We start from the raw sequence: 22,411 nt of genomic DNA, 5'->3' as shown, positions 1-22,411 counted from the left end.
CCCAAATTGTCCCATGAGTTAAAATTTATGGGACAATTTCAATGACTAACTTACTCACCGCCCCAAATTTTATCAGTGAATTTATAGACTCTGGGCGTACCTACCCCTCTAATTCTAGGTTTATGAGTAGGTAATCCATCGGTTGATGGTTGTAACCAGCCTTCATTCATCAATACTCGAATGACCATTTTAGGGTCAAAGCCAAGACATAACTCTTTTTTAAAGACTTCCGTTAAAACCATATAAACGCGATAACCTTCATCATCAGTTGAATAAAATCCGGCTCGATTTTGAACGCGTTCATTATTCGGTGTTCTTACATTATCAAAGCGACTGGCGCCATGGGATTCAAAAAAAGCTCGTACTTGCGCGAGTATTGCTCTATCTTCACGATTGCCTTCTCTGCCAAAGGCATCTAACCAAGCTCGAAAGCAGACCTGGGCAGCATAGAACGATTGCCCTTCTTCCCAACCCATTAGTCCATATTGAGTCGCTAATTCGCCGGCAACAGCAACAAGCGCAAAACGCCGAGCCACTCGCATGATTTGGCCAGTTGAACCAGGCATAGCAACACTGCTGGTAAATTCCGCTAATTTATTTGTTATGGTACTTGCAATCGTTTGCCGGTTAGCCACGACTTCTCTTAGCCACTCCATACCAACGGCGCCATAGTACTTGCTAGCATACTCTTTTAAAGACAAAGCCATGGTAACAGGGCTAAGCTGATTATGAATATGCTCAAAAATACCCATATGAAAACCAGCGTCTGCTTCAATATCCGCTAGGCGAATTTCCTGGCCAACATTAGTTCGCTGCCCAATTCTTGCCATTAAAGACATGAGGGATTCTTCGCCGGCAGAAAGAAAAAGCAAAGTCCATTGAGAAACGGGTTTAGCTATGCCCTGACGATTAGCACGTGTTTTTCCCTGACCATTCGCCAGCAAATAAGCGGATTCGCCTGCTTCTTTAGGATCCACTTGACTTAGCTCATCCAGAATTAATAAGCCATCGTTATGAAGGGCTGCTAATCCTTCAAGACCATTTGCGGTACTTCGCCATAAGCGACAATAAGCCTGTGGATTGCCCCAAACGGAAGCAGCTACTTTTAGGGCTGTGCTTTTGCCACAAGAAGAAGCGCCTCTAAAATGAAAACCGCCTGAATCTTCACCAGCAATCGTTGCTAAAGTTGGTGCAAAGGAAGCACTAATAGCAAAAACTAGCCGTGAATTTCTAGCAGCTAACGCACCGATGGAATTTCGCCAATCTTCAACGGTGCCTGACGCCGAGAGGGCCGATTCAATCGCATTATTATTTTGAAAGACAATTTTTTCTGACGAATTGCCTATTGTTTGCGATGCTGTGATAAACGTTTCACCATACCAACCTAGTTTATCGACACAGCGTGCTCTTGCTTCAACAGGACACACTTGTAAATAGATAGCCAGTAAATCTCGGGCAATTTTACTCGGTGAAATAGATAAGCCAAGATTAGCCAACTCTCGTCTCACTTCAGAGGAATCACCTTGCAGTAGCGATATCGGCATGGCCCATTGGTGTATCACACCGTCATCATCCTGCCATTCCAGTAAGCGGCCCCAATCACCACTTTTAGCATCTCGAGTTTTAGCGATGACATAAAGAGGTGAACAAATCCAGCGTGGTGCCATTGAGTTGCCATCTTTATCTTTGCCAAGGAAAGAGATGCCTTTTTTCGTTAACTTGAAACAACCCCCTGCATATTCATAAATGACAGGGAAATTACCCGATTTATTTTTGATATTAATAATTTGATTTTGAGTCATGAAGCTTTCTCCAAACAGCGTTCAGGAAAGGCATAAGTTCTGTAATAGAAATCATCCCTTTCTTGAACAGAAATCTATATTGATGGAATTTATTCGTTAACTAGAGATAAGGCTCGCCCTTCATCACTAGTTGAACAATAGACTCGTTGCTGCTCTAGAAAAGCCAAGACATCATTTTTGCGATATAAAACCTTGCGGCCAATTTTAAGATAAGGAATACCTGTGCCTGCCCAGCGATTGCGCTCTAAAAGTTGAGTAGAACAACTTAAAACAGCTGCTAACGTTTGTTGATTAAATAGAGCAGAACTTGGTGCAGATTCAAATTCATTTAAGCGTTGTAAACGTGATACTTTTTGATTCATAGAAAACCTCAGCAATTGATTATTCATTCAGCTTAATGCCGACGGTTGTGCGTCCTACTTTACGAATATCAGTTGACTGTCCGGCCGGGTTCCCTTGCGGGAAAAAGTCGGTGATAATTCTTTTTCCATTACTTTTATAGAACCGTTAACCTATAAAAGTTTAAAGCTCGAAAAGAGTATTGCGTGAAAATTAAAAGCTCGTCAAGCACTTTCAGGGTAGTGATAACAAATGGACTTGTTTGATACTGTTTGCTACTGAAAAAATTTTTTCATTACTATTTTATTTGCATTAATAAATGTTTTTAAAGAAGAAATTTTTTATCCTACATCTCTAATTGATATGCAACCATCAATTGGACGGCTAGGCAACTATCATTTGGACGGCCATTGAATCATCGATTGGACGGTAGTACAATCATCAATTGGACGGTTACATAACCATCAATTGGACGGCGCTATAATCATCAATTGGCCGAGGGAAATATGTTTAAACGTTATATTAAAACAAATATTTACAATGCACTATCTGATACGACTGTCGTTTATATTATGGGACCTCGGCAATCTGGAAAAACCACTATTGTTAAAGATGTTATTAATGAAACATGGGAATATATAACGTTTGATGATACGACTCAGTTAAATCTTGCAAAATTAGATCCAGTAGGTTTTATTCGCAATATTCCTGCAGATAAATCTATTGTTTTAGATGAAGTTCAACGTTTACCTGAAATCTTTGTCTCTATAAAACAAGCTATTGATGAAAATCGTACTGCTGGGCGTTTTCTTTTAACAGGTTCAGCGAATGCATTATTACTTCCTACTTTATCTGATTCCCTAGCTGGAAGAATGGAAATGATTCCATTAACCACCTTGTCTGAATATGAAATATTAGATAGGAAACCAACCTTCTTATTTAAGCTCATGGAAGGCAAAGCACCCAGCACGAAAGAAATAAGAATTAGGGATTATTTAATTAAAAGAATCGTTACAGGCTGCTTTCCAGAACCCGCGCAAAGGGAAAATGAACCTAGAATTCAGGCATGGTATAACAATTATCTACTGAGTTTGATTCAAAAGGATATACGCGATTTAGGGCATATAGAACACCATAGCGACATGACTAAGCTTTTAAAAGCTTTAACACTTTATTCTGGAAATCTAATTAACTTTACAGAGCTCGGTGGTAAATTAGAGATGCACCGGCAAACCGTAAAAAAATATACTTCTCTGTTAGAACAATTATTTCTAATTGAAAATTTGCCTGCATGGCATACAAATGCCTATAAAAGATTAATTAAAACACCGAAACTGCACATTACAGATACAGGTATTATCTGTGCTGCACGTGGAATAAATTCAGATAAGATTCGTGCCAATCCTGATATTTTTGGCTCTCTGCTAGAAACATTTGTATTTAATGAGTTAAAAAAACAATCTAATTTTATCGATGAAAAATTAAATTTTTATCATTATCGAGATAAGGACAAAGTAGAAGTGGATATTCTTATAGAAAATAGCTTTGATGAGATTATCGGAATTGAAGTTAAGGATACTGCCACCATTAAACAAATTGATCTAACTGGCCTAAGGAAATTAAAAGAAATTGCCGATAAAAAATTTAAAATGGGTGTTTTATTATATGATGGGGATCATACAACATCCTTCGGCGATAACCTTTTTGCTGTACCAGTAGCCTCTTTATGGAGCTAATACTGTAACAACTAAGCTTAAGATTCGGCTAATCTTACTATTATGGAGATAATAATGTTTAAGCTATTAGTAGTCCATCGAAGGTGAAAAAAGTCATGCAAATCGTAACTTGCACTTATATGCGCAAACATTTGAGTGAAATTATGGAAAAAATAGCTAATGGTGAACAAATCTGCTTTACTCGCAAAGGACATAAGCCCTTTATCTTTGGCAAAGTTGGTACACCTACTGATACCCAGCTTGAAGAAGCAAGACAGAAAACACGTGCTCAAAGTATAACTAAATTAAAAAAACGGCATACTGCTACCATTAAGACTTTAGCTGATAAGTAAGGGAAATAATTTTTAACTATAGGACTTGCTTAATAATGAAAGGAAATTTAATTCAAAAACTGATCAAGACTAATTAGGGTAGAATTATTTATCTAATAAAATTCTGTATTGCTAAATTTTTAAATCATTAGAAGCTTACCTAGCATCCACATATTATTTCAATTAAAATGCCTCACTTGAAAGATCTATCAACTAATCGCTTGTTATAGGATTGCAAGTTATGGGAAATGAATTTTGTGCGGAGCACAGTCTATTTAAAATTGGTATTATTGAAGATAGTGAAATACATCGAGAATGGCTTAACACCGAATTACTGGACGATCCTAAGTTTATCGTTGTCAGTACTAATAAGCTTGGCCGTGATGGAATAGAATCAGTTAAAAAATATGAACCTGATTTAGTTATCCTTGATTTTCAATTACAGGATATGACAGGGCTTGAAGTATCGAAGCGAATTAAAAGTTATTATCCTAACATTAAGATTTTTGTATTAACTGCACACAATGAACCCTCAATTATCGAAAGGTTGATTAATAATAAACATATTGATGCTATTGCAATTAAAGGGTCACCTTATTTTGAAATTAATTTTTTAACAGCAGTCATGCATGTTATTGAAGGGGGGACCTATATTGATCCCTCACTCCTAAAGAATTTAAGAGAAACAAAAAATATTAATGGACTAGATAAACTTACAAAAAGAGAATTTGAAGTCTTTGTTCAATCAAATTCAGGTAAATCCGATGATAAGATAGCCTTAGATTTATGTGTAGAGTTATCTCACGTAAGAAACTTGAAGTCACGAATAGCTAAGAAAATAAAAGATGAGAATATTGACAATATAATCTTAAAATTAATTAACAATTCTCATCCCGATTTGTCTCATTCCACTCTGGTATAAATAAGAATAATAGTAGTGAAGAATCAATGACAATTGAACACCAAAAATATTATGATTTAAGTACAACTATTTCGGAAAAATTAGTAACATTCCCCGGAGATCCGTCATATGAGGCTGAAGAGGTATGCTCTTTAGAGAAAAGCGACTCTTTTCGTTTAAGTAAAGTTCATTTGGGAAATCATATAGGTACACACATTGACTTCCCTGCTCATGTCATTAAAGGTGGTAAAACAAGCAATGATTTTCTAATCGAAAATCTAATTGGATATGGTTTAATTATCGAAGTTCCCAATACAGAAGTATCGGTTACCGTAGATTTTGTAAAAAAACAACCCATTTTAAAAAACGATTTTGTTTTTTTTAAAACAGCAAATTCTAAAATTTCAAAAAATTCAGCGTTTACAGATAAATATGTTTATATTGAACTTGAAGCTGCAGAAGAATTATTAAAAAAAGGCGTACGAATCGTAGGTATTGATTATATCAATGTTGATAGACATGATGCCCAAGACTTACCAGTACATAAATTTTTATTATCCAATGATGTGCTTATCGTTGAAGGCTTAGAGCTTAGTCATGTACCTATGGGCAGATGTAAATTTTATATTATGCCTATAAAAATCGATAATATGGATGGCTTACCTGCTCGCGTAATTGCTCAAATATGACCAGCAAAGATAAACTACTATATATTATTGTCCCTATTCTTATAATTTTAACAGCATGGGCTGCATTTCTCTTACTTTATTCTATCCTCAAAAATAATTCAGCGTTAGAACTTTACTCAACCTATTTACCTTTAATAGGAGAAACGGGCTTGGATGCAATAGCAGCTTTATTAGCCTTTAAGCTAAGAAATCAATCTCGAGAAACAATTCATAAGAAATTTTTTCTGATTCTAGCAATATCATTTATTGCTTCTCTTATCGCAGATTTAACTTATAAAATTGCTCTTAATATATTTGAATTTAGATATGAAAAAAAAGCGCTTGTTATACTTTTTAATATGCCTTTTGCTTTATTCTTATTATTACAATTAATAGTAATGGCGCATATCATTTACCTAAATAGTAATTTGAAAGAAAACAAAAGAAAAACACTATATATCTCAAATATAACTTTATCTTTATCCATGTCTCTGATTTTTATATTTGGTATGCCGGAAAAAATCGGTTATTTTTCGACAATTGGGCTATTTCAATTACTAAATATCAGCTTTGCAGCAATTGGCTTTGCGCTAGCCACTATTTGCCTAGCTAGATTTAAAAGTAAGCTAATTTATTTTATAACTACAGGATATTTCATTATTGTGTTGTCAGATTTGATGATTCGATATTTCTCCATATCAGGAACAACTCTTTATTCGAACTTTGAGGCAGCCCGGTTACTCGGACTTATGATAACTTGTGTAGGTTTATATTTAAGTTTAACTGCGACAGAGCAGGAATTGTTAAGACTAATGCCTATAAATAGTCTTCAATCGCAAATTACACTAGGGTCACTTGTATTATGGTTAGGAGCATTGATTTTATTTATAGTTTGGAACTATTTTTTTAACAACCATAACACTCACAGTCAAATTCTTGCTGGCTTTTTTTTTATATTTATTCCCTTCTTAAGTTTAGTAATTATAGGAAGTCATTTTTTAGCAGTTAAAATTTCATCCAGGATAGCTCAATTAGGAAATACTATTAATCAGTTTAATATGGCCAATAGCAGTAGTATTTCTAGCGTAGAAAAGCAGATTGGAAATATTAATAGCAGATATTATTTGGAAAATAGAAGGTATGAAATATACGAAGTTGAGCAATTACACCATTTAATTATGAATACTGTATCTGAATTAGAATTAGTAAATCGAGTTAAAACTGATCTTTTAATGAAAATGTCACATGATTTTAGAACCCATGCGAGTGGAATTTACTCTGTGTCACGCTCAATTTACAAAAGAATTGAGGATCCTAAATTAAAAAATTTACAATTATTAATTATTAAATCGTCTGAGCAACTAATAAATCTCCTAGAAGGATTAGATTAACCAAGATTAGATAATAAGCAACACAACAATCCGAATATTAAAGCTGGAGATATTAAATCGATCAATTAATAAAGCTATCTCACTTGTTTCTGCTAAAGCGAAGAAAAAATTAAGATCAACTATTAACATACTAATTATCAATTATTTTCTGTTTCATTTTAAAGCCTTATCTAAAATTTAAAATTAGAAAAGATGAGTTTTAAACCTAATTTATTGATTTTATTAAAGTTTAATATTCTATTGATGATGAATGACTAACTACAAGCTATATGAAAAAATATGGCCTCTCAAACCAATTAAAGTATAAATATTAAGGCTGGAAATGGAAATCAATCGATCTTATCTAAAACGAAATGCAGATATGAAACTAAGAAATCAAAATTTGCAGCTAAATATAAAGAAAAAAAAGAATCCCACTGAGAATTCTTTACCTAAATTTCTAATCTGGCTCAAAAAACAAATTGAATCAGGTAATAAACGATTTTCGTTGGATGCTCAAGATCTTATACTTTACAAACCTTCACATAGCAAGCAAGAATTAATCTTTATTTTACCAGAGGTACTCAAGCAATATCAGGATGAGACAGGGATTGATTCGAAAACATTACAATTTGAGCTCAAAAATGCTTTAGAAGTCACTTTTGCCTATACCATTTTTAAAGATGAAAAAACTATCGAGATATTTCCTTGTAAAAAATTCTTTTAAAGAGGACGATTTTTTTAAATCCAGATCTTTATAAAATGGCAGAACGTATTTCTTTTCGCATAACAATCTGACCTTATTAGGAAAAAAGATTCTTTTAGTTAGTATAGAAAATAGGTTCTTTTCCTACAACTGCTTTAACCCAAGGTATACTGTTAAATTGAGTAGTTGGATAACCTGTAGCAAGATAAATTTTAGTAAATCCATTTTCGAATAAGTACTTAGCATATATTTCGCCTTTGATATTCTCACCTAACTCTGAGTCAATATAAATAATTGTATCTTTAGAGTAATTGTTTATTTCAAGCATAAAATTATTAAAAGACGAATAGGTTGTAATATCTTCTCCAGCTTCTTCAGCAGCAAGAGCCCAAGCTTCTCTTATAATCTCTTCATCATCAATTAAAACAATTTTATTATCAAAATCATTGTTCAGTACTATAGCAATCTGAATATAAGGGACATATGATTTAGGAATAATTTTAATGCCTAAATTTTCACAGCGATTTCGAATAGAGCTATCCTCAAAACAACTAGTGACTAACAAAGCTCTATCATTTAATTTAAGCTCTTCTATAATATCTAAACCATTTTTACCATCAAGCAATTCGTAGTCAATCAAGTAAAGTGTTGATAAAAATTGATCTGCTTTATATTGAAAAAGCTCTGAGCCATTACAAAAATGCTTTATTTTAATATTAGAAAAACTTACTAATCTTTCATTCCATGCCTCATGGATTGACGGATCATCATCCAATATTACCACTACAGAATCTTGTTTTATATTTAGCACCTCGCAGAACCAGTCAGGACTTTGGGTTCGAATTAAATTAATTATGATTTTTGTACCAATGTTTACTTTGGAACTAATAACCATCCTTCCATTAAGTTTCTCTATATATTGTTTTACATAGAATAATCCTAAACCTGCTCCATTTTCTTTATTGAAACTGAAGCCTTTCTCTGTAATTTTTGGTAATATATCTGCTGAAATTCCACAGCCATTATCTTCAATAATTAATTCAATATCAGTGTCACTGCATGTTAGAGAAATAATAATAGAGCCATTTGATTTAATGGCTTCAATGCTATTATTAATGAGATTAGATAAAATACGCTTAAAAGAATTAAGATCAATATTGGAAAAACAATGATATGAGTCATTTGAGCCGTTTAAGGTAAAACTAATATTGCTTTTATAATACTCATACCGTTTCTCTGCAACAATATTATCTAAAACGACATAGATTAGCTCAGGAGCTAGGTTATGTTTTAAAGTATCCTCATCTATGAAATTATTTTTTGACTGTATTAGTAAATTATTAGCAATATCATTAATTCTCTTAGCAGCATTCCTTATCATAACACGCTTGTTTTCAGGTAATGAAGTTACATTAAATACAGCGGTGTTTATAGCTGCTAACGGTGAGCGAATATCGTGAGCAACTTGCTCTGCAATATTTTTCCGAATCTCATAATAAGCTTTTTCTTTTTGTAATTTGATTATTTCGCTATGTTCCTCAATAAACCTAACAGCTATTTGCCTATATTCCTCAATACCAATTCTTGATAAATCAGGATCATTATCTTTTTTCTGTGAAGAAATAAATTTAAGTAAATACCTTGTATTATTTGCTATAGATTTCCTCATTGATAAGAATAAAAATAGAAAGTTAAATAAAAATATGCCAACAACTATCAATAACATAAATAAGAAACTATACGATACAGGCATTGAGTAAATTGAATTATATAACTTTTTAGCTACAACATATCCAATTATTTTATCATCTATCTTTATAGTTGTTACTCCTGAAAATTGGCCATTATCTCCTCTACAAACGAGTAAGCTACTGCCTTGAATTGACTGACATGTTCCAAGATTTTCTAGCGTTTGTGGAAATGCAATAAATTTTATTGAGTCTAATTTTCGTTCGTTTTCAAGATTGTAGAGAGTCAAATCTAGTGCATCTTTATTGTTTAGAAGTTGATATCTTCCAATTTCCTCCGTTGTAAACGAATCATTTATGATAAGATTCTTATATAGTGTATTGATTTTAATAATCTGAAAATAGTTGTGTATTAATATAAGAAATAATCCAAAAACAAAAAACTGGATTACAGCTGAATATGCCATCTTTTTTATAAAAATTGATCGGATTGATTGGCTTTTATTTTTCATATTTATATCCATTTTTATTAACGGACAAAATAGTAAATTCTGCTGACCTTTGAAATTTACCATCTTTTAAATATGCTCCAGTTATTCCAGAGTAATTAACTTGAAATATGTGATTGGTATCAATGAAGCCAAATTTACTTAAGCAGGCTAAAATAATCTTCATCGCATCGTAAGTGTAGGCAGCTAACACTGTAGGTTTATCACTATATTTTTTGGTATAGATATTTTCAAATTCTGCTAAATTATAATTTGGTTTTATAAAATCTAAATTACGAATAAAATAGGATGTAATTTCTTTATTCTTTAAACGTATATAAAAAGTCTGGCTTACTGAGGAGCCAAAATTTTCTGTGCCAATAAATACGGTATTATGATTATTCATAATATCTGCAATCTTTGCGGATGCTATCGCTCCTGACAATAGGAAAACGAAGTTATATTTCTTATCCTTTAAAAATGTAGTTAGTTTCTCTATTACCCTATTATCATTTTCTAAAAAATCAAAGGTATCATATTTAATAGAATCATTACTTAGAGCCCACGTATAAACTTCTTTATACTTTAGCATCTCATCTCGATTAATCTCAGTAATTAATAACACATTGTCTATTCTACTAAAATGAGCATGTAAGAAGTTCATCATTCTCTTACATTGATAGTCATAACTTGGCATAAATATAAAAACATTCTTAGGTAATTTATCGGCTTGAGTAGTACTAGCATATGAGGTAAATATTGGTATTTTTTCATTTTTCTGAACTTTAATAGCTAATAAAAGATCAGAGAGATATTCAAATCCAATAATTGCCGAGCATCCATCTCGTTTCATTTGTCGGTATATCTTTATCGGCTCTAACGGCTTATTATCATAAAAATAATTTTTAATACGTATATTATTGGAGGAACCACTTTGCTCTAAGGCAAGCGATACTGAATTTTGAAATGACTGGCCATAAGATGTTAAGTTACCAACAACTCTGCCTGTTAAACAAATTTTAACTTCCGAGGCACCAATAGCGGTAGCCCAGTTTAACAGAGAAATAAATAATAAAATTATTTTAGAAAGACTGAACAAATTCATTCAGAATCTCGCTAAAATATTCATTCTCTTCTATATGCGGATAGTGAGCTGACTTGTAAAAAGTGGAGATCTTTACATCTGGCGCCAATGCTGTTTCCTGTCCATTCATAATAAAATCGTGAAACCCATTGATCCACAATTTAGGTATATCTAGCTGGTTAATATCTACAGAAAAATTAGCTTCACTTGAATATAGATCTTTTCTCACCGTAAGGAATGTCTCCATATTAATAGGCAGATTAATTATCTGCTGAACCTCTTGAACCATTTTAAATTTTTCTAAATTAGCCCAGTATAAATACGGTCTGTTCTTATTCTCTTGAAATAGTGGCGTTAATTGTTCTGATATTTCCCATAATTTATTTAGATCAAAGCTATTTATATTAAATATTTTATTGTATTGATGTGGGTTATTTTGTTTTAAATAGGATAAATCGAGCATTAAATTATTTAATCTAGGTATCAATATAGAGCTTGCTGTCGATACAAAAACACCAGGAATAAGTGATAAATAACTCTTATAAAAATCAAAAAGTAATTTTGCGCCATAACTATGTCCAACTAAGGCATTAATATTCAAATCATGAAAAGCTGTTAAATAGGAGATTACCTTTTGCAAATCATCTATATTATCCTGATGTGAAACAACTCCTGCTAATCGCTTTGATTTACCGCAATTTCGTTGATCATACAATATGATATTGTACTCTAACGAAGTAAACAGTTCATTCTTTTCAATAAGATATTCGTTAACGCCACAATTAAAGCCAGGCCCCCCATGAATAAAAAGAATATAAGGACTTTTTTTATTTTTTGTAAACTTAACTATATAAAATTCAGGATGATATAAGATGTCCTTGTTAAAACTACTCATAAAATATAATTTTAAACTCTTATTGTTATTTGGATATTATTGAGCGCACTATAAATGATTTTTTTCTTTATCGATACATTAATTATTACTTAGGTTTTTAGTAATTATTCAATTCATTGTAGTCTATGATAATGCTTCTTATTTGCGGACATAAATTAGCCACCTATTCAATTATGCCCTATGAAAAGGAGCTCGATGATAATTTTTATATTAATTTTATAAAGCCATTAACATAAAATTTTAACCTTACAGTACATTTACTTAAAAGTTCGCCATGTACTTTTGAAATAACGAACCTAAGCAGGCTTCTTTGATATTCTTTAATTGAGAAAGTTTTTTCTCGGAATGAATTGTCCCATTTGTCCCAATAAAAAATAATATTCTGGGACAGCTCTAGCTCAATGTTTATAAGGTTGTCCCAAGTGTCCCAGTTGTCCCACTATTTTTATTTAATGCTTAAATAAAATTTAAAAATTACCTCGAAATAATATGCTTATTAATGTGAAATCTTAATGCAGGGTTGTTATGTCACTTTAATTTTTAAGTTATTGATATTTAAATATAAAAGTCTGGATAATTCGTAATAAGACCCTGGATAATTCGTAATAAGGCGTAATTTCTGCCTACTAATTCGTACAAAGAAAGAAACTTTACATGTTAAAAATTGTACACTAGAAAAAACAAGAGCCTCCGAAGAGGCTCTGCGCCCTAGGAGAGAAGTCCTAGGGGAAGTTTTATTCATTATATTACTAACTCTTTTAAACTATCTAATTGACTTGCCATATTTCTAATCAAATGATCAGTAATTCGCTGCATAGGTTTTCTTAACCGCTCCACATCTCGCATAATGTATCCTGCCGTCACATCATTAGTCATTTTATGATTAAGCAGACGCTTTAAAGCATAAGCTGGCAAATCAAGGCTTTCAGCAATGGTTGCGAAGGTTCGTCTTAAATCATGAATAGTAAATGGAATACCTGATAGCTCAGCGACTTTAAGCATAGCTTTCCTTGGTTCTACAACATGCCCCGTTCTACTAGGTGCTGGGAAAACAAATTCATTCGTTTTAAATTGTTTTCTTCTTAAGAATAAGTCATAAAGAAAATCAGTTAGAGGTAATATATGCGTTTCTCTATTTTTAGTATCCTGCACCGTAAATGTTTTGGCTTTGAAGTCAATGTCCTGCCAGCATAATGACGCTGCCTCCATTCGCCTTAAACCAGTAAAAAGAATAAGTAAGAAATAATCTTTCCACATCATGGCTTGTGGGTAGCTTTCTTGTTCACCAAGTTTGGTTAAGCCTTCATACCAAGCAGCAAGCTCGTGATTTTTAATCATGGTATTTTTACGATCTACTCTATACCAACTTCGAGTGTGCGATAGGTATTCAACGGGATTGATGGCGATAATCGGTTGGCCATTTTCAAGCTGGTATTCGTGCACTGCGAAATTAAAAACAGCGCGTAAAACTCGCATGGCATAATTTGCGCGCGCTTTACTGTTGGTTTGCCCATATTGTGCATGGCGTTTAGCAATCATTTCTCTGGTGATATTAATTAAGGGCTTACCTAACCAATCAGGAATAACTTGTTTTAAAACGCTTTGATAATCTTTAATGGTTAATAACTTTAAATCTTTGCGCGCTCTAAGGTAGTCATTAAATACTTGCTGCAGCGTTAGAGATTTAATTTTGTTTGCTTTCTTTTCAGCAATGGGGTTACCGCCTTTCGCAATTTGGCCTAATACATGTTTTGCTTGCTTTCTTGCCTCTTCAGCAGTTAGCTGACCAAATTTACCTAGCGTGATGCGTTTCACTTTATTAGCAATGCGCGTTTCTACAATAAAGCTTTTTACCCCGCTGCCAGTCACTCGCAATGCAAAGCCTTTTAATTGTTCATCTCGATAAAAAACTTGCTCTTTTCCTTCACTAGGTTTGATTTTATCAATGACCGATTTAGTGAGCTTGATTGCCTTATTATTTTCCATAAAACTTCCTTTAAAAAACCTTTAACTAAAATCTCATGTAGACGCCATGTAGACAGATTATTTAAAATGTATTAAAAGTTAAAAAATTCAAATAATGCATAATGTATTTGATTTTAAAGGAAAAATAAAGGAATTTAAAAGTTCGTGAAAGGTATTAAAAACGGCTAAATTAGGACTGAAAATCCTTGTGTCGGTGGTTCGATTCCATCTCTGGCCACCATTAAATCCGTTTTAAATCAATCAGTTACATTAAACATCTCGAAACCTTAAAAATCTGGAGCCGTTCCCATTTACAAGGGCAGCTTTCATCTCCTTTTCGATCGCTAAATCAAGGGGTTAGTTTATACTAACTTGATTAAAGTGCCCCCCTTAAATGGTGTAGAGCCTAACAATGCCTACCTGTTAATAAAAAACCATTTAACCAGGTTGATAAAATAATTTACATTAATATAATGTAGCCTCTCTTATATAAATTACATGTTTCGTAGAATAACAACAAAAGGCTATCCCATGACTATAGAGCTTCTTTTTGCAGCTGCACGTACTAATAATACCGACCAAATTAAACAGCTTGTTAATAGCGGTGTAAATATTAATCAAATTGGATTAATATCAAATGAAGATAAAGAAAAGTTTAAATTAAATTCATCCATTGTAATTGAAGGTATTACTCATTTAACTACAGTACATATTGCTTGCTTATATGGTCATTTAGAAGCGCTTAAAACCTGTATAGCGTTAGGCGCTAATATTAATATTCACTGCGGTATCTCTGCAACTCATTGTGCTATTATAGGCGGTAATGGTAATAGTGTAAAAATGTTAGACGTTCTTATAGAAAATGGCGCTGATTTGTTTACTACTGTAAATGCCTCTATACGTGGCTTACCTACATTCTTTAATCAAAGCAATCAAAAGCCTACTAAAACTATAAATTATAATAATTTAGATGACTTATTAACGACTATTACTGAAAAAGACTGCGATATTTCAAAATTTATTCAGGCAGGCGCTTTAACTAAAGATGAAAAAGGTTCCTGTCTTTATCAAGCTTTAGCTTTAAGACATTTACAACAGATTAATCAATTACTTGCTGCTCATGTCAATGTAAAAGAAAAACACTATTATGCTGCAGGACTTTCAAGAAAAATTAATAATAACTCAAATGAAATCTATAATTTATTACCACAAAATGCCATAACACCTAATAATTCTGATACACAGGAAAATTCTGCACTTACAGCCTTAATTCAAGTTATAAAAGATAATAAACAAATAAGTATTAAAACTCAGTTAACACCAGAACTTATTCAACAGGATGTGAAAGGTTCTTGCTTATATTTTGCCTTACTAAATAATAATCAGTCTGTAGCTATTGAGCTTCTTAAAGCAGGTGCCTTGGTTAAAAATAAACATTATTATGCTGCAGGTATGGCAAAGAATGGGAAAAAATTATTTGAAATCTTAAAAGATAGCCAAGCTGAGCATGAGCCTAATTTTAAAAGTGAAAAGCCCCATGAAATCTTAGGGGTTAGTCAGTATGCTTCCGAAGAGAAAGTTAAATCTGCCTATAAGAAATTAATAATAAAGTATCATCCCGATAAATTAAAAGAAAGTGAAACTAAGGAAATTAGTACAAAAATAATTAATGCCTATAAAGCCCTTAAAAGTGAAAATAGCTCCTTCGCTACAAATTTTGGATTTTATGCAAGTAATCCTTTTACTTTAAACCAGGGTTCATCAACAGATTATAAAACAACCTATAGCCCTAATTAATTTATTGTTCATAGCTATTAATTACAGTATTTAAAGGAGAAGGAAAAATACTGGAATTAGGTGATAAAACTACTTACGTGAATTTTGCGTATTTCAGCTAGACATCGTCCACCGAAATACGCCATTTATAGTGATTTACCGCAGAGCGGTGTCTAGACAATTTCAAAGCAATTTCTCGGATTGATAGACCCATCTCACGATAAATATAAAATCGACGTCGAGCTCGAACTGATAAATGCATATAATGGCTCATGCGGCAGCCGGCGTAGCCTGGGAGAAGGGCGCAGCCCGTATCCCAGGTTTACCTTTAACACCAATTACTCACCAAACTCTCCTCTCATGGAAGCACCTCCCCAATTCTTATCTAATAACCCAAACTGAACATAACGATGAAAACTGGAATAAAGCCATTCGTTAGCTGTGGCAACATACCCATGCTTTACAGGGTTAAAATGAATATAATCCACATGCGCCTGCAAATCTGATTCATTGCGTATTCGGTGCTCCCAGAACCTTCGCTGCCACAGATGATATTCTCCGCGCTTATCGGGTTTTATAGTAAAGCCCGACTTGATAAGACCTTTTGTAAAATAAGATTTAATCTGATGCCAGCGCAACGAGTAATTAACATCTTCATCAGGCAGACTCCAAACGGCATGCATATGATCTGGCAATACAACTATAGCTTCCACATGGAAAGGGTATTTGCCTTTCACATGCCGAAATGCATCACCCAACAGATTAATATGACAGGTTAATAATTTGGATTTCCGATTTCTCAACGCAATTGTAAAAAAATAAGTCCCACCAGGGGTAGTGTCTCGACGGTAATGAACCATTATAAATGATGAGGTTGGTGTTTCCTGGTAGTATTTTATAGCAAGTCTTGACTTCAAAAAACTCATTGAAAACCCGGGATACGGGCTACGCCCTCCTCCCAGGCTACTTGCTGTTAGGAATAAAAATGAAGAGCAGTTGTTAAGCAGCTTTAATTTTGGTGGACTGTTAGAAAATTTTATTTATATGGAATTGCTTAAACAAAACAGCTGGGCCGAAGAACAAGTCGACCTATTACATTTTCGAGATAAATATCAAAATGAGGTCGATATTGTTTTAGAGCGAGATAATCATCAAATCATTGGAATTGAAATCAAAGCCTCAGCAACTATTAGCACACATGATTTTAAAGGCTTGATAAAACTAGCGGAGTTTAGCCAATCTAAATTTCAATATGGCGTGCTCTTTTATTCTGGGAAAGAAATACTTCCTTTCTCGCATGATGGAATTAAGTTATTTGCTTTACCAATGAGCTTGTTTCTCAAATAATTTTTTTTTTAAGATCAATAAATTTAGATCAACAAAACAATTAACTAAAAAGGAGGATGATCACAATAGTAAGTTAGCTTGTTTTTACCTACCCATTTATAGATTGGAAAAGATGTTAAACTATTATTTACGTAATAGTTTGTATTTTCTACTTTTGTAAATATGACCCCTACAGACGATGCACTAGGCGGTGGATAACTAATAGGCATTGTACTACTAACTTCACTAGAAGAAACGCTACTTTGATCACTATCACTTGAAGAGATCGATTCTTCATCATTTGTATCTGTAGAAATAGTGCCCTCTTTCCCTGTATAAGGGTTAATATTTCCTTTCGTAGACCAATTATCGCTAGTTGTATTATTAGGCGAACTTCTGTAATGCGGCTCAACATAAGTTCCATTACTTTTTTGATAGCCTTTTACATATACATCTCCGAAAATTAAAGAGCAATAAAAAAATACAGATATAAAAAGATATTTTCTCATATTTAGCTCAATCTATATCTTTAATTAAGTATAGTCTGCTAAACACCAGGAGCGTAATAAACCATAGACTAAACAAAGTTAGAATCGTTCATAAGTAGTAACTCTAGGCTTAAATTCGAACGTTAAGTATTTTGTAGCTAACTTGTTATCCTGCCTTAATAAGTACATTTTTCTAGTCCAAAAACTTCTTTCATTGAAAATTAAGCTTTTGATTAATTTTAGAAATTAAAATCATGTTCAAATACTAGACATCTATTTAATCAAATGATCAGTAATTCGCTGCATAGGTTTTCTTAATTGCTCCACATCTCGCCTACTGTCGAAGCTCACTTCAATAATATGAATTAACACAACGATTAAGTGGATTCCATCTATCACATCCTGATTTTATTCCATAACTCTGACTAAAGATCCCTTAAAATAAGCTGACAGTCCATATAATTACCAGATTAAATAAAATTTGTCATGCAAGATCATTTAATATAGAATTCGGCAAAATTGTTCAACAGCAAAGCATATTATCCTAATCTAGGTAGTTATTATCTAGAGGCATATATGTTTTAGTTAAATCGATAGTGAATCTTCATTTAAAAAGAGAGAATACATATGGCTTTAGCATTTTTTATTAGCAGTATTGGTGATAGTGACTTAGCTAAAAAAACGATTGAGCACTTACAAAGTACAGGTTTTAGTGATGATTTGTATGTGATACCGTTAACTTTAGTGGCTAAAGATCGCGTAAAAGATTTAACTTTTAAAGATAAATTACATCTAGCTAGCCTTGATACAATAACTGAAAAGCCCAATATTTACACCTATAATCGCTTAAACCAAGACCAACTTATAAAAGTCAGCGAGTTTGTCGCTGCCCAGAACATCACCAGTTGTTATTTTGGTGTTCCTTCTGCTGTTGATGAAGAAAGTGCTTATCAGCTAGTTGAGGTTATTTCACCCTCTATCCCTTGTACTATCGCTTATGAATATATGTTTAAGCCCAAAAACCATCCATTTTGGGAAAAATATATTAATACTTTGGCAACCCTACCAAATTGTCAGTTCGCAACACCTTTAAAGGCAGCAAGCACTGATATCTTAACTGTGAATGCTGGTGCAAATGTCACTGAAATTGGCCATTTAAGTATTGATCGCGCCTTAACAGCAAGTCCGCCAACTGATAATCAGGCCACAAGAGAAAAGTTACTCTTAAATGAGGCAGATGAACTACTTTTTATTTCCGGTACTTCGCAACCTATTGACGTTGATATGGTATTTGTCGAGGCGCTTTTAAACGAATTACAAAGTGGTAGTGAGCATCCACATATGCAAGTTCGCTTTGGCATTCATCCAGGGCAAAAAGATCTTATAAATTATTGTGAGAAGTTATTCTCTTTATGCGATCAGTTTATCGGAGTAGAGAATCAATTTAAAATCATTCTCCCAGAGGCTATAAAACAGACTTTGCTTAAAGAAAACGAAGAGCAATTTTCTAAATTAATTCAAAGTAAACGCTATATTCTTGAAGCGGAAGTTAAAGGCCCTGATGCTTGTGCGGCTGCTCTTAAAGTTGGCCAAGCTGTTGCAGGCGCATTAATTAATGAGGAGGCCGTAAAAGGGAAAAAGCCCTATTGTCATGATAAAGGTGTAACACCTTATTTATCAGGTCGTTTATTTGCTAATAATATACACTTACTTTTTAGTGAGAAAAATATTCCACCCGTCACGAAGCAAGATTTGGATTTACCGGATGAATCTGCTCCACAATTAATGGCGAAATTGTTACTACGTACCTAAGTTAATGGTATACGTAACTTAATCTATTTAACTAAATTAAATAAGATTTGAAAAAATTGCTGTTAACTTTGCGTCACTGAAGATTTATCTACAGTGGCGCAGAATTTTTTAATTAATTCGCTCCAATCATTATTAGTAATGAAGTATGGCTTCATAGAGTAATGAAAATACTTTTTATAAAAAAAGCGAAAGGTTAAAATGATTTAGAGTTACTAAAGTGAAATATCTTCAAAAATGAATAAAAATTAATCATAAAGAACTAAAAAAACTAAAAAACTCGTATTTCAATTTATGGATTTTCTTAATATTACCTTAATTAACTGCTTGTATACTACCGCCTATTACTTGCTGGGATTAACTGCGTATTAAAGGAAATTAATAACTAAAACAGCATAAACAAGGGAAGTAAGCACGCTAAGCGAAATATTCCAGCTTATTAAACTTAAGTTGGAGCCCAGTATGCTTTCAGAAAAAAATGCAAAAAAATTTATACAATCTACTTATAAAAAATTGTACAGTTTTTTTCATGAAGAATCTAAACAAGTAACGCAGCTTATCGCGCATAGGGAGATTGACGACTCAGACCCAGGTAAATACCTTCCTATTGATAAAGGAAAAGAGTATTTAAGTGCATTAAGAAAGTCACTTTATACTTACCAATTTAGTAGACATCCCTTTTATGATTATATTGAAGTAGGAATTAATCATATTGTTATTTACCCCCATCCAACACAAGCAGGTCGTAAGCTACTTGCCTGTATGGTAGCTACAATGTGGGATACTAGAAATTACCCTTATTTTAACGTTTATAAGGGTTTATTTGAGACAGACACAGAAGGAGGTGTTGAATTTATTCTTGATCATTCAGGAAATAAATATTCAAACCCTGTTTTTAATTCGCCGCTAAACAGTGCTGCAGAACATGCCCACTTTCACCCTATACAATCCGGCGGCTATCATACCCACTATAGTTATGGATGGCATTTTGCAGGTCTTATGGCTGTACATTCTATCTTAGCATTAGGTGAAATCTTTTTAGAGGAAGGAGAATCTAAAGAAGTTCTCAAACAAGAAACTATCAACTTTTTAGATCAATTTAGCCGTTATGTGGCTACCGTTTTGCTAGGCACATTACCCTTTGATAAATTACAAAATGAAAAAGAAATGCAGGATTTACAAGTTGTTTTAAATTCTATCTACAAACATGGAATTTTTAATCTTTATAAGAGCAGCGATTTATTAGAACTGGCTAAAAACATACAAATCTCTAAGCAGACCATCCAGTTAATTAGAAAAAATTACACTGTCGTAAAGCAAGATGATCCGCTTACAATATTAACTACGTTTATTTATGATTTAAATCACTTCGCTAATAATGTTAAACAAATGATTGCAGCTGAATTTAATAGCCCAGTTAAGCTGTATCGATTTGGTGATCAAGAATCAATTGAACAGCTTTTTAAACTTGCTTGCTGTTTACGTCGCCCTGATACTTCAATTGAGTATCTTGATTATCAAGCTTTACAAGTAAGATATGAAATTTTAAAAGAAAAAGCCGAAGCTCAAGGCCCACACATGCTTACTAAATACGAGCAAACTGAGCTGGAATTTATTTCTAAGGAGTTCAATATAAGGCAACTTAGACAGAAAGCTAATTTAGATAAGAAGGAGCAACTCAGACAGCTTCGCACAGAATTTGAACATCTACTTAGTGCCTTTAACAAAGAAAAATCAATTGATTATTCTAAAATTGATGAGGAGCTAGTAGGCTTTCGAGAGCGTGTAGCAGCACGTTTTTGTGCTAAAGGCTTAGCGTTTACTTGCAAAGAAATTAAAGAGGATGAAGAGCAAGTAAAAATAGTTAACCGGCCAAGTACTCATACAGCACTTGCAGAGATCAATAAAGGATTTAAAAGAAGCCCGCGGGATCAAATTGCTGCGCAGATCTTCCTACAAAGCGTATTATATTTTTCTGCCCAAGGTATTAAACAAGACGAGCTATATCCAAGTTTATGGCCAGTTATTTACGAAGTAATCACATACCACGCCTCTTTACTTGGTATTCCTCTACTAACAACCCACACAATCTATGGCGTGTTAGAACCAAAATCTATGATTAGTTTTGCTGACATGTTGCCAACTATTGCAACAGGGCAGACTAATGAAAGTGATATCACTTATATTGAAGATAGCTTAGTACCTGAGGTAAAAATAAATGCGCATTGGTCAAGTGTTACAGAAAAGCAATCAACAAGCGGCGCTAACCATTGTAAATTGGATATCTTTACTATCCTTGATGATATTGAAGTGCTCAATTTTCCCATCGTTAATGCACAGGCCATTAGCAAAGAATTGTTAGCTGCCTATGGCGTATCCTTACATGTTTTATCAGAAAAACTTTATTACCAAGACAACGTTACCTTACATGCAGCTGAATATGAATTTAACGAGAATTATCTGAAAAATTATGTTTTAGAAGAAAAACTAGGTGGCGGCCTACCCATTCATATGCATAAGTTTACCCATTACCTCGTACCTATGGAGCCAAGCTGCCAAGGGGGCCTTATTTTAGGGCGTCAAATTGGTATTGATAAGTGGTCTTTTATTGCAATTAAATTACCTTACGGCTATGTACTGCAAATTGAGCCTAACGTTATTCATAGTGATGCCTTATGTCAAGGTAGATATACCATTGCCTTAACTTCTGTTAAGGAAGTACAAACTGCCTTATTGAGAAAAAAAGATGGCTCTATCCAATTAATTAATCAATACCCGGCAGAAGTTAATCAGAATCCTATTACAAAGTTAATATAATGAGGCTAGGGCAGAAACCCTATTTCCGCCCCACTATTCTCCCATTATAGCTATGAAATTAAGTGGTTATTTACCAATAAACATGAATAAATATAATTTTAATTAAATCTTCAATGAAATAATTGATATTAATTCTTGCAAGAAGAGTAGCCAATATTATTATTGAATTTTAGATGAGTGCAAAATTATTTAGTTAACAGGCTGATAAAATTGCACTAACAAAATTACCATGAAAAGAAGAC

At 33.2% G+C, this 22,411-nt stretch carries 19 protein-coding genes; 10 read left to right on the top strand and 9 right to left on the bottom strand.

Annotated features, from left to right (window positions below):
- Nucleotides 1-50: 50 nt before the first annotated feature.
- Entirely contained in the window at nt 51-1,802 is a 1,752-nt protein-coding gene (locus tag ACQUW5_RS04350; RefSeq protein WP_444989985.1) for a DUF927 domain-containing protein, read from the bottom strand.
- 89 nt (nt 1,803-1,891) lie between these two features.
- Nucleotides 1,892-2,164: a helix-turn-helix domain-containing protein gene (locus ACQUW5_RS04345; protein ID WP_444989984.1), complete on the bottom strand. Its 273-nt coding sequence runs from the start codon at nt 2,162-2,164 to the stop codon at nt 1,892-1,894.
- 483 nt (nt 2,165-2,647) lie between these two features.
- Here ACQUW5_RS04345 and ACQUW5_RS04340 point away from each other — a divergent pair, with 483 nt between their 5' ends.
- The 6 genes from ACQUW5_RS04340 (at nt 2,648) to ACQUW5_RS04315 (ending at nt 7,854) form a co-directional block, all read left to right on the top strand.
- Complete coding sequence (locus tag ACQUW5_RS04340) at nt 2,648-3,877, top strand: ATP-binding protein (protein ID WP_444989983.1); 1,230 nt, start codon at nt 2,648-2,650, stop codon at nt 3,875-3,877.
- A gap of 95 nt (nt 3,878-3,972) precedes the next feature.
- Nucleotides 3,973-4,209 (top strand): type II toxin-antitoxin system Phd/YefM family antitoxin, encoded by a 237-nt coding sequence (locus ACQUW5_RS04335; protein ID WP_444989982.1) that lies wholly within the window; start codon nt 3,973-3,975, stop codon nt 4,207-4,209.
- A gap of 220 nt (nt 4,210-4,429) precedes the next feature.
- Nucleotides 4,430-5,110 carry a response regulator gene (locus ACQUW5_RS04330; RefSeq protein WP_444989981.1) on the top strand — a complete coding sequence of 227 codons (681 nt, stop codon included), beginning with the start codon at nt 4,430-4,432 and terminating at the stop codon, nt 5,108-5,110.
- 26 nt (nt 5,111-5,136) lie between these two features.
- Complete coding sequence (locus tag ACQUW5_RS04325) at nt 5,137-5,778, top strand: cyclase family protein (RefSeq protein WP_444989980.1); 642 nt, start codon at nt 5,137-5,139, stop codon at nt 5,776-5,778.
- Nucleotides 5,775-7,148 (top strand): histidine kinase, encoded by a 1,374-nt coding sequence (locus ACQUW5_RS04320; RefSeq protein WP_444989979.1) that lies wholly within the window; start codon nt 5,775-5,777, stop codon nt 7,146-7,148. The genes ACQUW5_RS04325 and ACQUW5_RS04320 overlap by 4 nt, the downstream gene beginning before the upstream one ends.
- Before the next feature lie 322 nt (nt 7,149-7,470).
- Entirely contained in the window at nt 7,471-7,854 is a 384-nt protein-coding gene (locus tag ACQUW5_RS04315) for a hypothetical protein (protein ID WP_444989978.1), read from the top strand.
- A 94-nt stretch (nt 7,855-7,948) separates the two neighbouring features.
- On the opposite strand, the gene ACQUW5_RS04310 is transcribed toward ACQUW5_RS04315, so the two are convergent.
- The 4 genes from ACQUW5_RS04310 to ACQUW5_RS04295 form a co-directional block, all read right to left on the bottom strand.
- Nucleotides 7,949-10,033, bottom strand: a complete 2,085-nt coding sequence (locus ACQUW5_RS04310) for a sensor histidine kinase (RefSeq protein ID WP_444989977.1) — start codon at nt 10,031-10,033, stop codon at nt 7,949-7,951.
- Nucleotides 10,023-11,114, bottom strand: coding sequence for an ABC transporter substrate-binding protein (locus ACQUW5_RS04305; RefSeq protein WP_444989976.1), 1,092 nt, complete (start codon nt 11,112-11,114; stop codon nt 10,023-10,025). Before ACQUW5_RS04305 ends, ACQUW5_RS04310 begins: the two co-directional genes overlap by 11 nt.
- Nucleotides 11,092-11,988 (bottom strand): alpha/beta fold hydrolase, encoded by an 897-nt coding sequence (locus tag ACQUW5_RS04300; protein ID WP_444989975.1) that lies wholly within the window; start codon nt 11,986-11,988, stop codon nt 11,092-11,094. The genes ACQUW5_RS04305 and ACQUW5_RS04300 overlap by 23 nt, the downstream gene beginning before the upstream one ends.
- A gap of 741 nt (nt 11,989-12,729) precedes the next feature.
- On the bottom strand, nt 12,730-13,974 hold the full coding sequence (locus ACQUW5_RS04295) for a tyrosine-type recombinase/integrase (RefSeq protein ID WP_444989974.1): 1,245 nt from the start codon (nt 13,972-13,974) through the stop codon (nt 12,730-12,732).
- 510 nt (nt 13,975-14,484) lie between these two features.
- Here ACQUW5_RS04295 and ACQUW5_RS04290 point away from each other — a divergent pair.
- Nucleotides 14,485-15,750, top strand: a complete 1,266-nt coding sequence (locus tag ACQUW5_RS04290; protein WP_444989973.1) for a J domain-containing protein — start codon at nt 14,485-14,487, stop codon at nt 15,748-15,750.
- A 97-nt stretch (nt 15,751-15,847) separates the two neighbouring features.
- Here ACQUW5_RS04290 and ACQUW5_RS04285 read toward each other — a convergent pair whose 3' ends face one another.
- On the bottom strand, nt 15,848-15,991 hold the full coding sequence (locus ACQUW5_RS04285; protein ID WP_444989972.1) for a hypothetical protein: 144 nt from the start codon (nt 15,989-15,991) through the stop codon (nt 15,848-15,850).
- A gap of 76 nt (nt 15,992-16,067) precedes the next feature.
- Nucleotides 16,068-16,589 carry an REP-associated tyrosine transposase gene (locus tag ACQUW5_RS04280; RefSeq protein WP_444990028.1) on the bottom strand — a complete coding sequence of 174 codons (522 nt, stop codon included), beginning with the start codon at nt 16,587-16,589 and terminating at the stop codon, nt 16,068-16,070.
- 136 nt (nt 16,590-16,725) lie between these two features.
- Here ACQUW5_RS04280 and ACQUW5_RS04275 point away from each other — a divergent pair, with 136 nt between their 5' ends.
- The gene (locus ACQUW5_RS04275; protein WP_510175238.1) at nt 16,726-17,076 is read left to right on the top strand and encodes a DUF4143 domain-containing protein; all 351 of its coding nucleotides are present in this window, start codon (nt 16,726-16,728) and stop codon (nt 17,074-17,076) included.
- A gap of 44 nt (nt 17,077-17,120) precedes the next feature.
- On the opposite strand, the gene ACQUW5_RS04270 is transcribed toward ACQUW5_RS04275, so the two are convergent.
- Entirely contained in the window at nt 17,121-17,564 is a 444-nt protein-coding gene (locus tag ACQUW5_RS04270) for a hypothetical protein (protein WP_444989971.1), read from the bottom strand.
- A 606-nt stretch (nt 17,565-18,170) separates the two neighbouring features.
- Between ACQUW5_RS04270 and ACQUW5_RS04265 the strand changes: the two genes are divergently transcribed.
- Both ACQUW5_RS04265 and ACQUW5_RS04260 read left to right on the top strand, forming a co-directional pair.
- A complete protein-coding gene (locus ACQUW5_RS04265) occupies nt 18,171-19,355 on the top strand; it encodes a hypothetical protein (RefSeq protein WP_444989970.1) in 1,185 nt (394 codons plus the stop codon).
- A gap of 459 nt (nt 19,356-19,814) precedes the next feature.
- The gene (locus ACQUW5_RS04260; RefSeq protein WP_444989969.1) at nt 19,815-22,169 is read left to right on the top strand and encodes a hypothetical protein; all 2,355 of its coding nucleotides are present in this window, start codon (nt 19,815-19,817) and stop codon (nt 22,167-22,169) included.
- The last annotated feature ends 242 nt before the right edge of the window (nt 22,170-22,411 follow it).

The sequence above is a fragment of the Legionella pelazae genome, assembly GCF_052527395.1.
The sequence above is the reverse complement of the archived record's forward strand: the minus strand, read 5'-3'. Positions and strand labels throughout refer to the sequence as shown.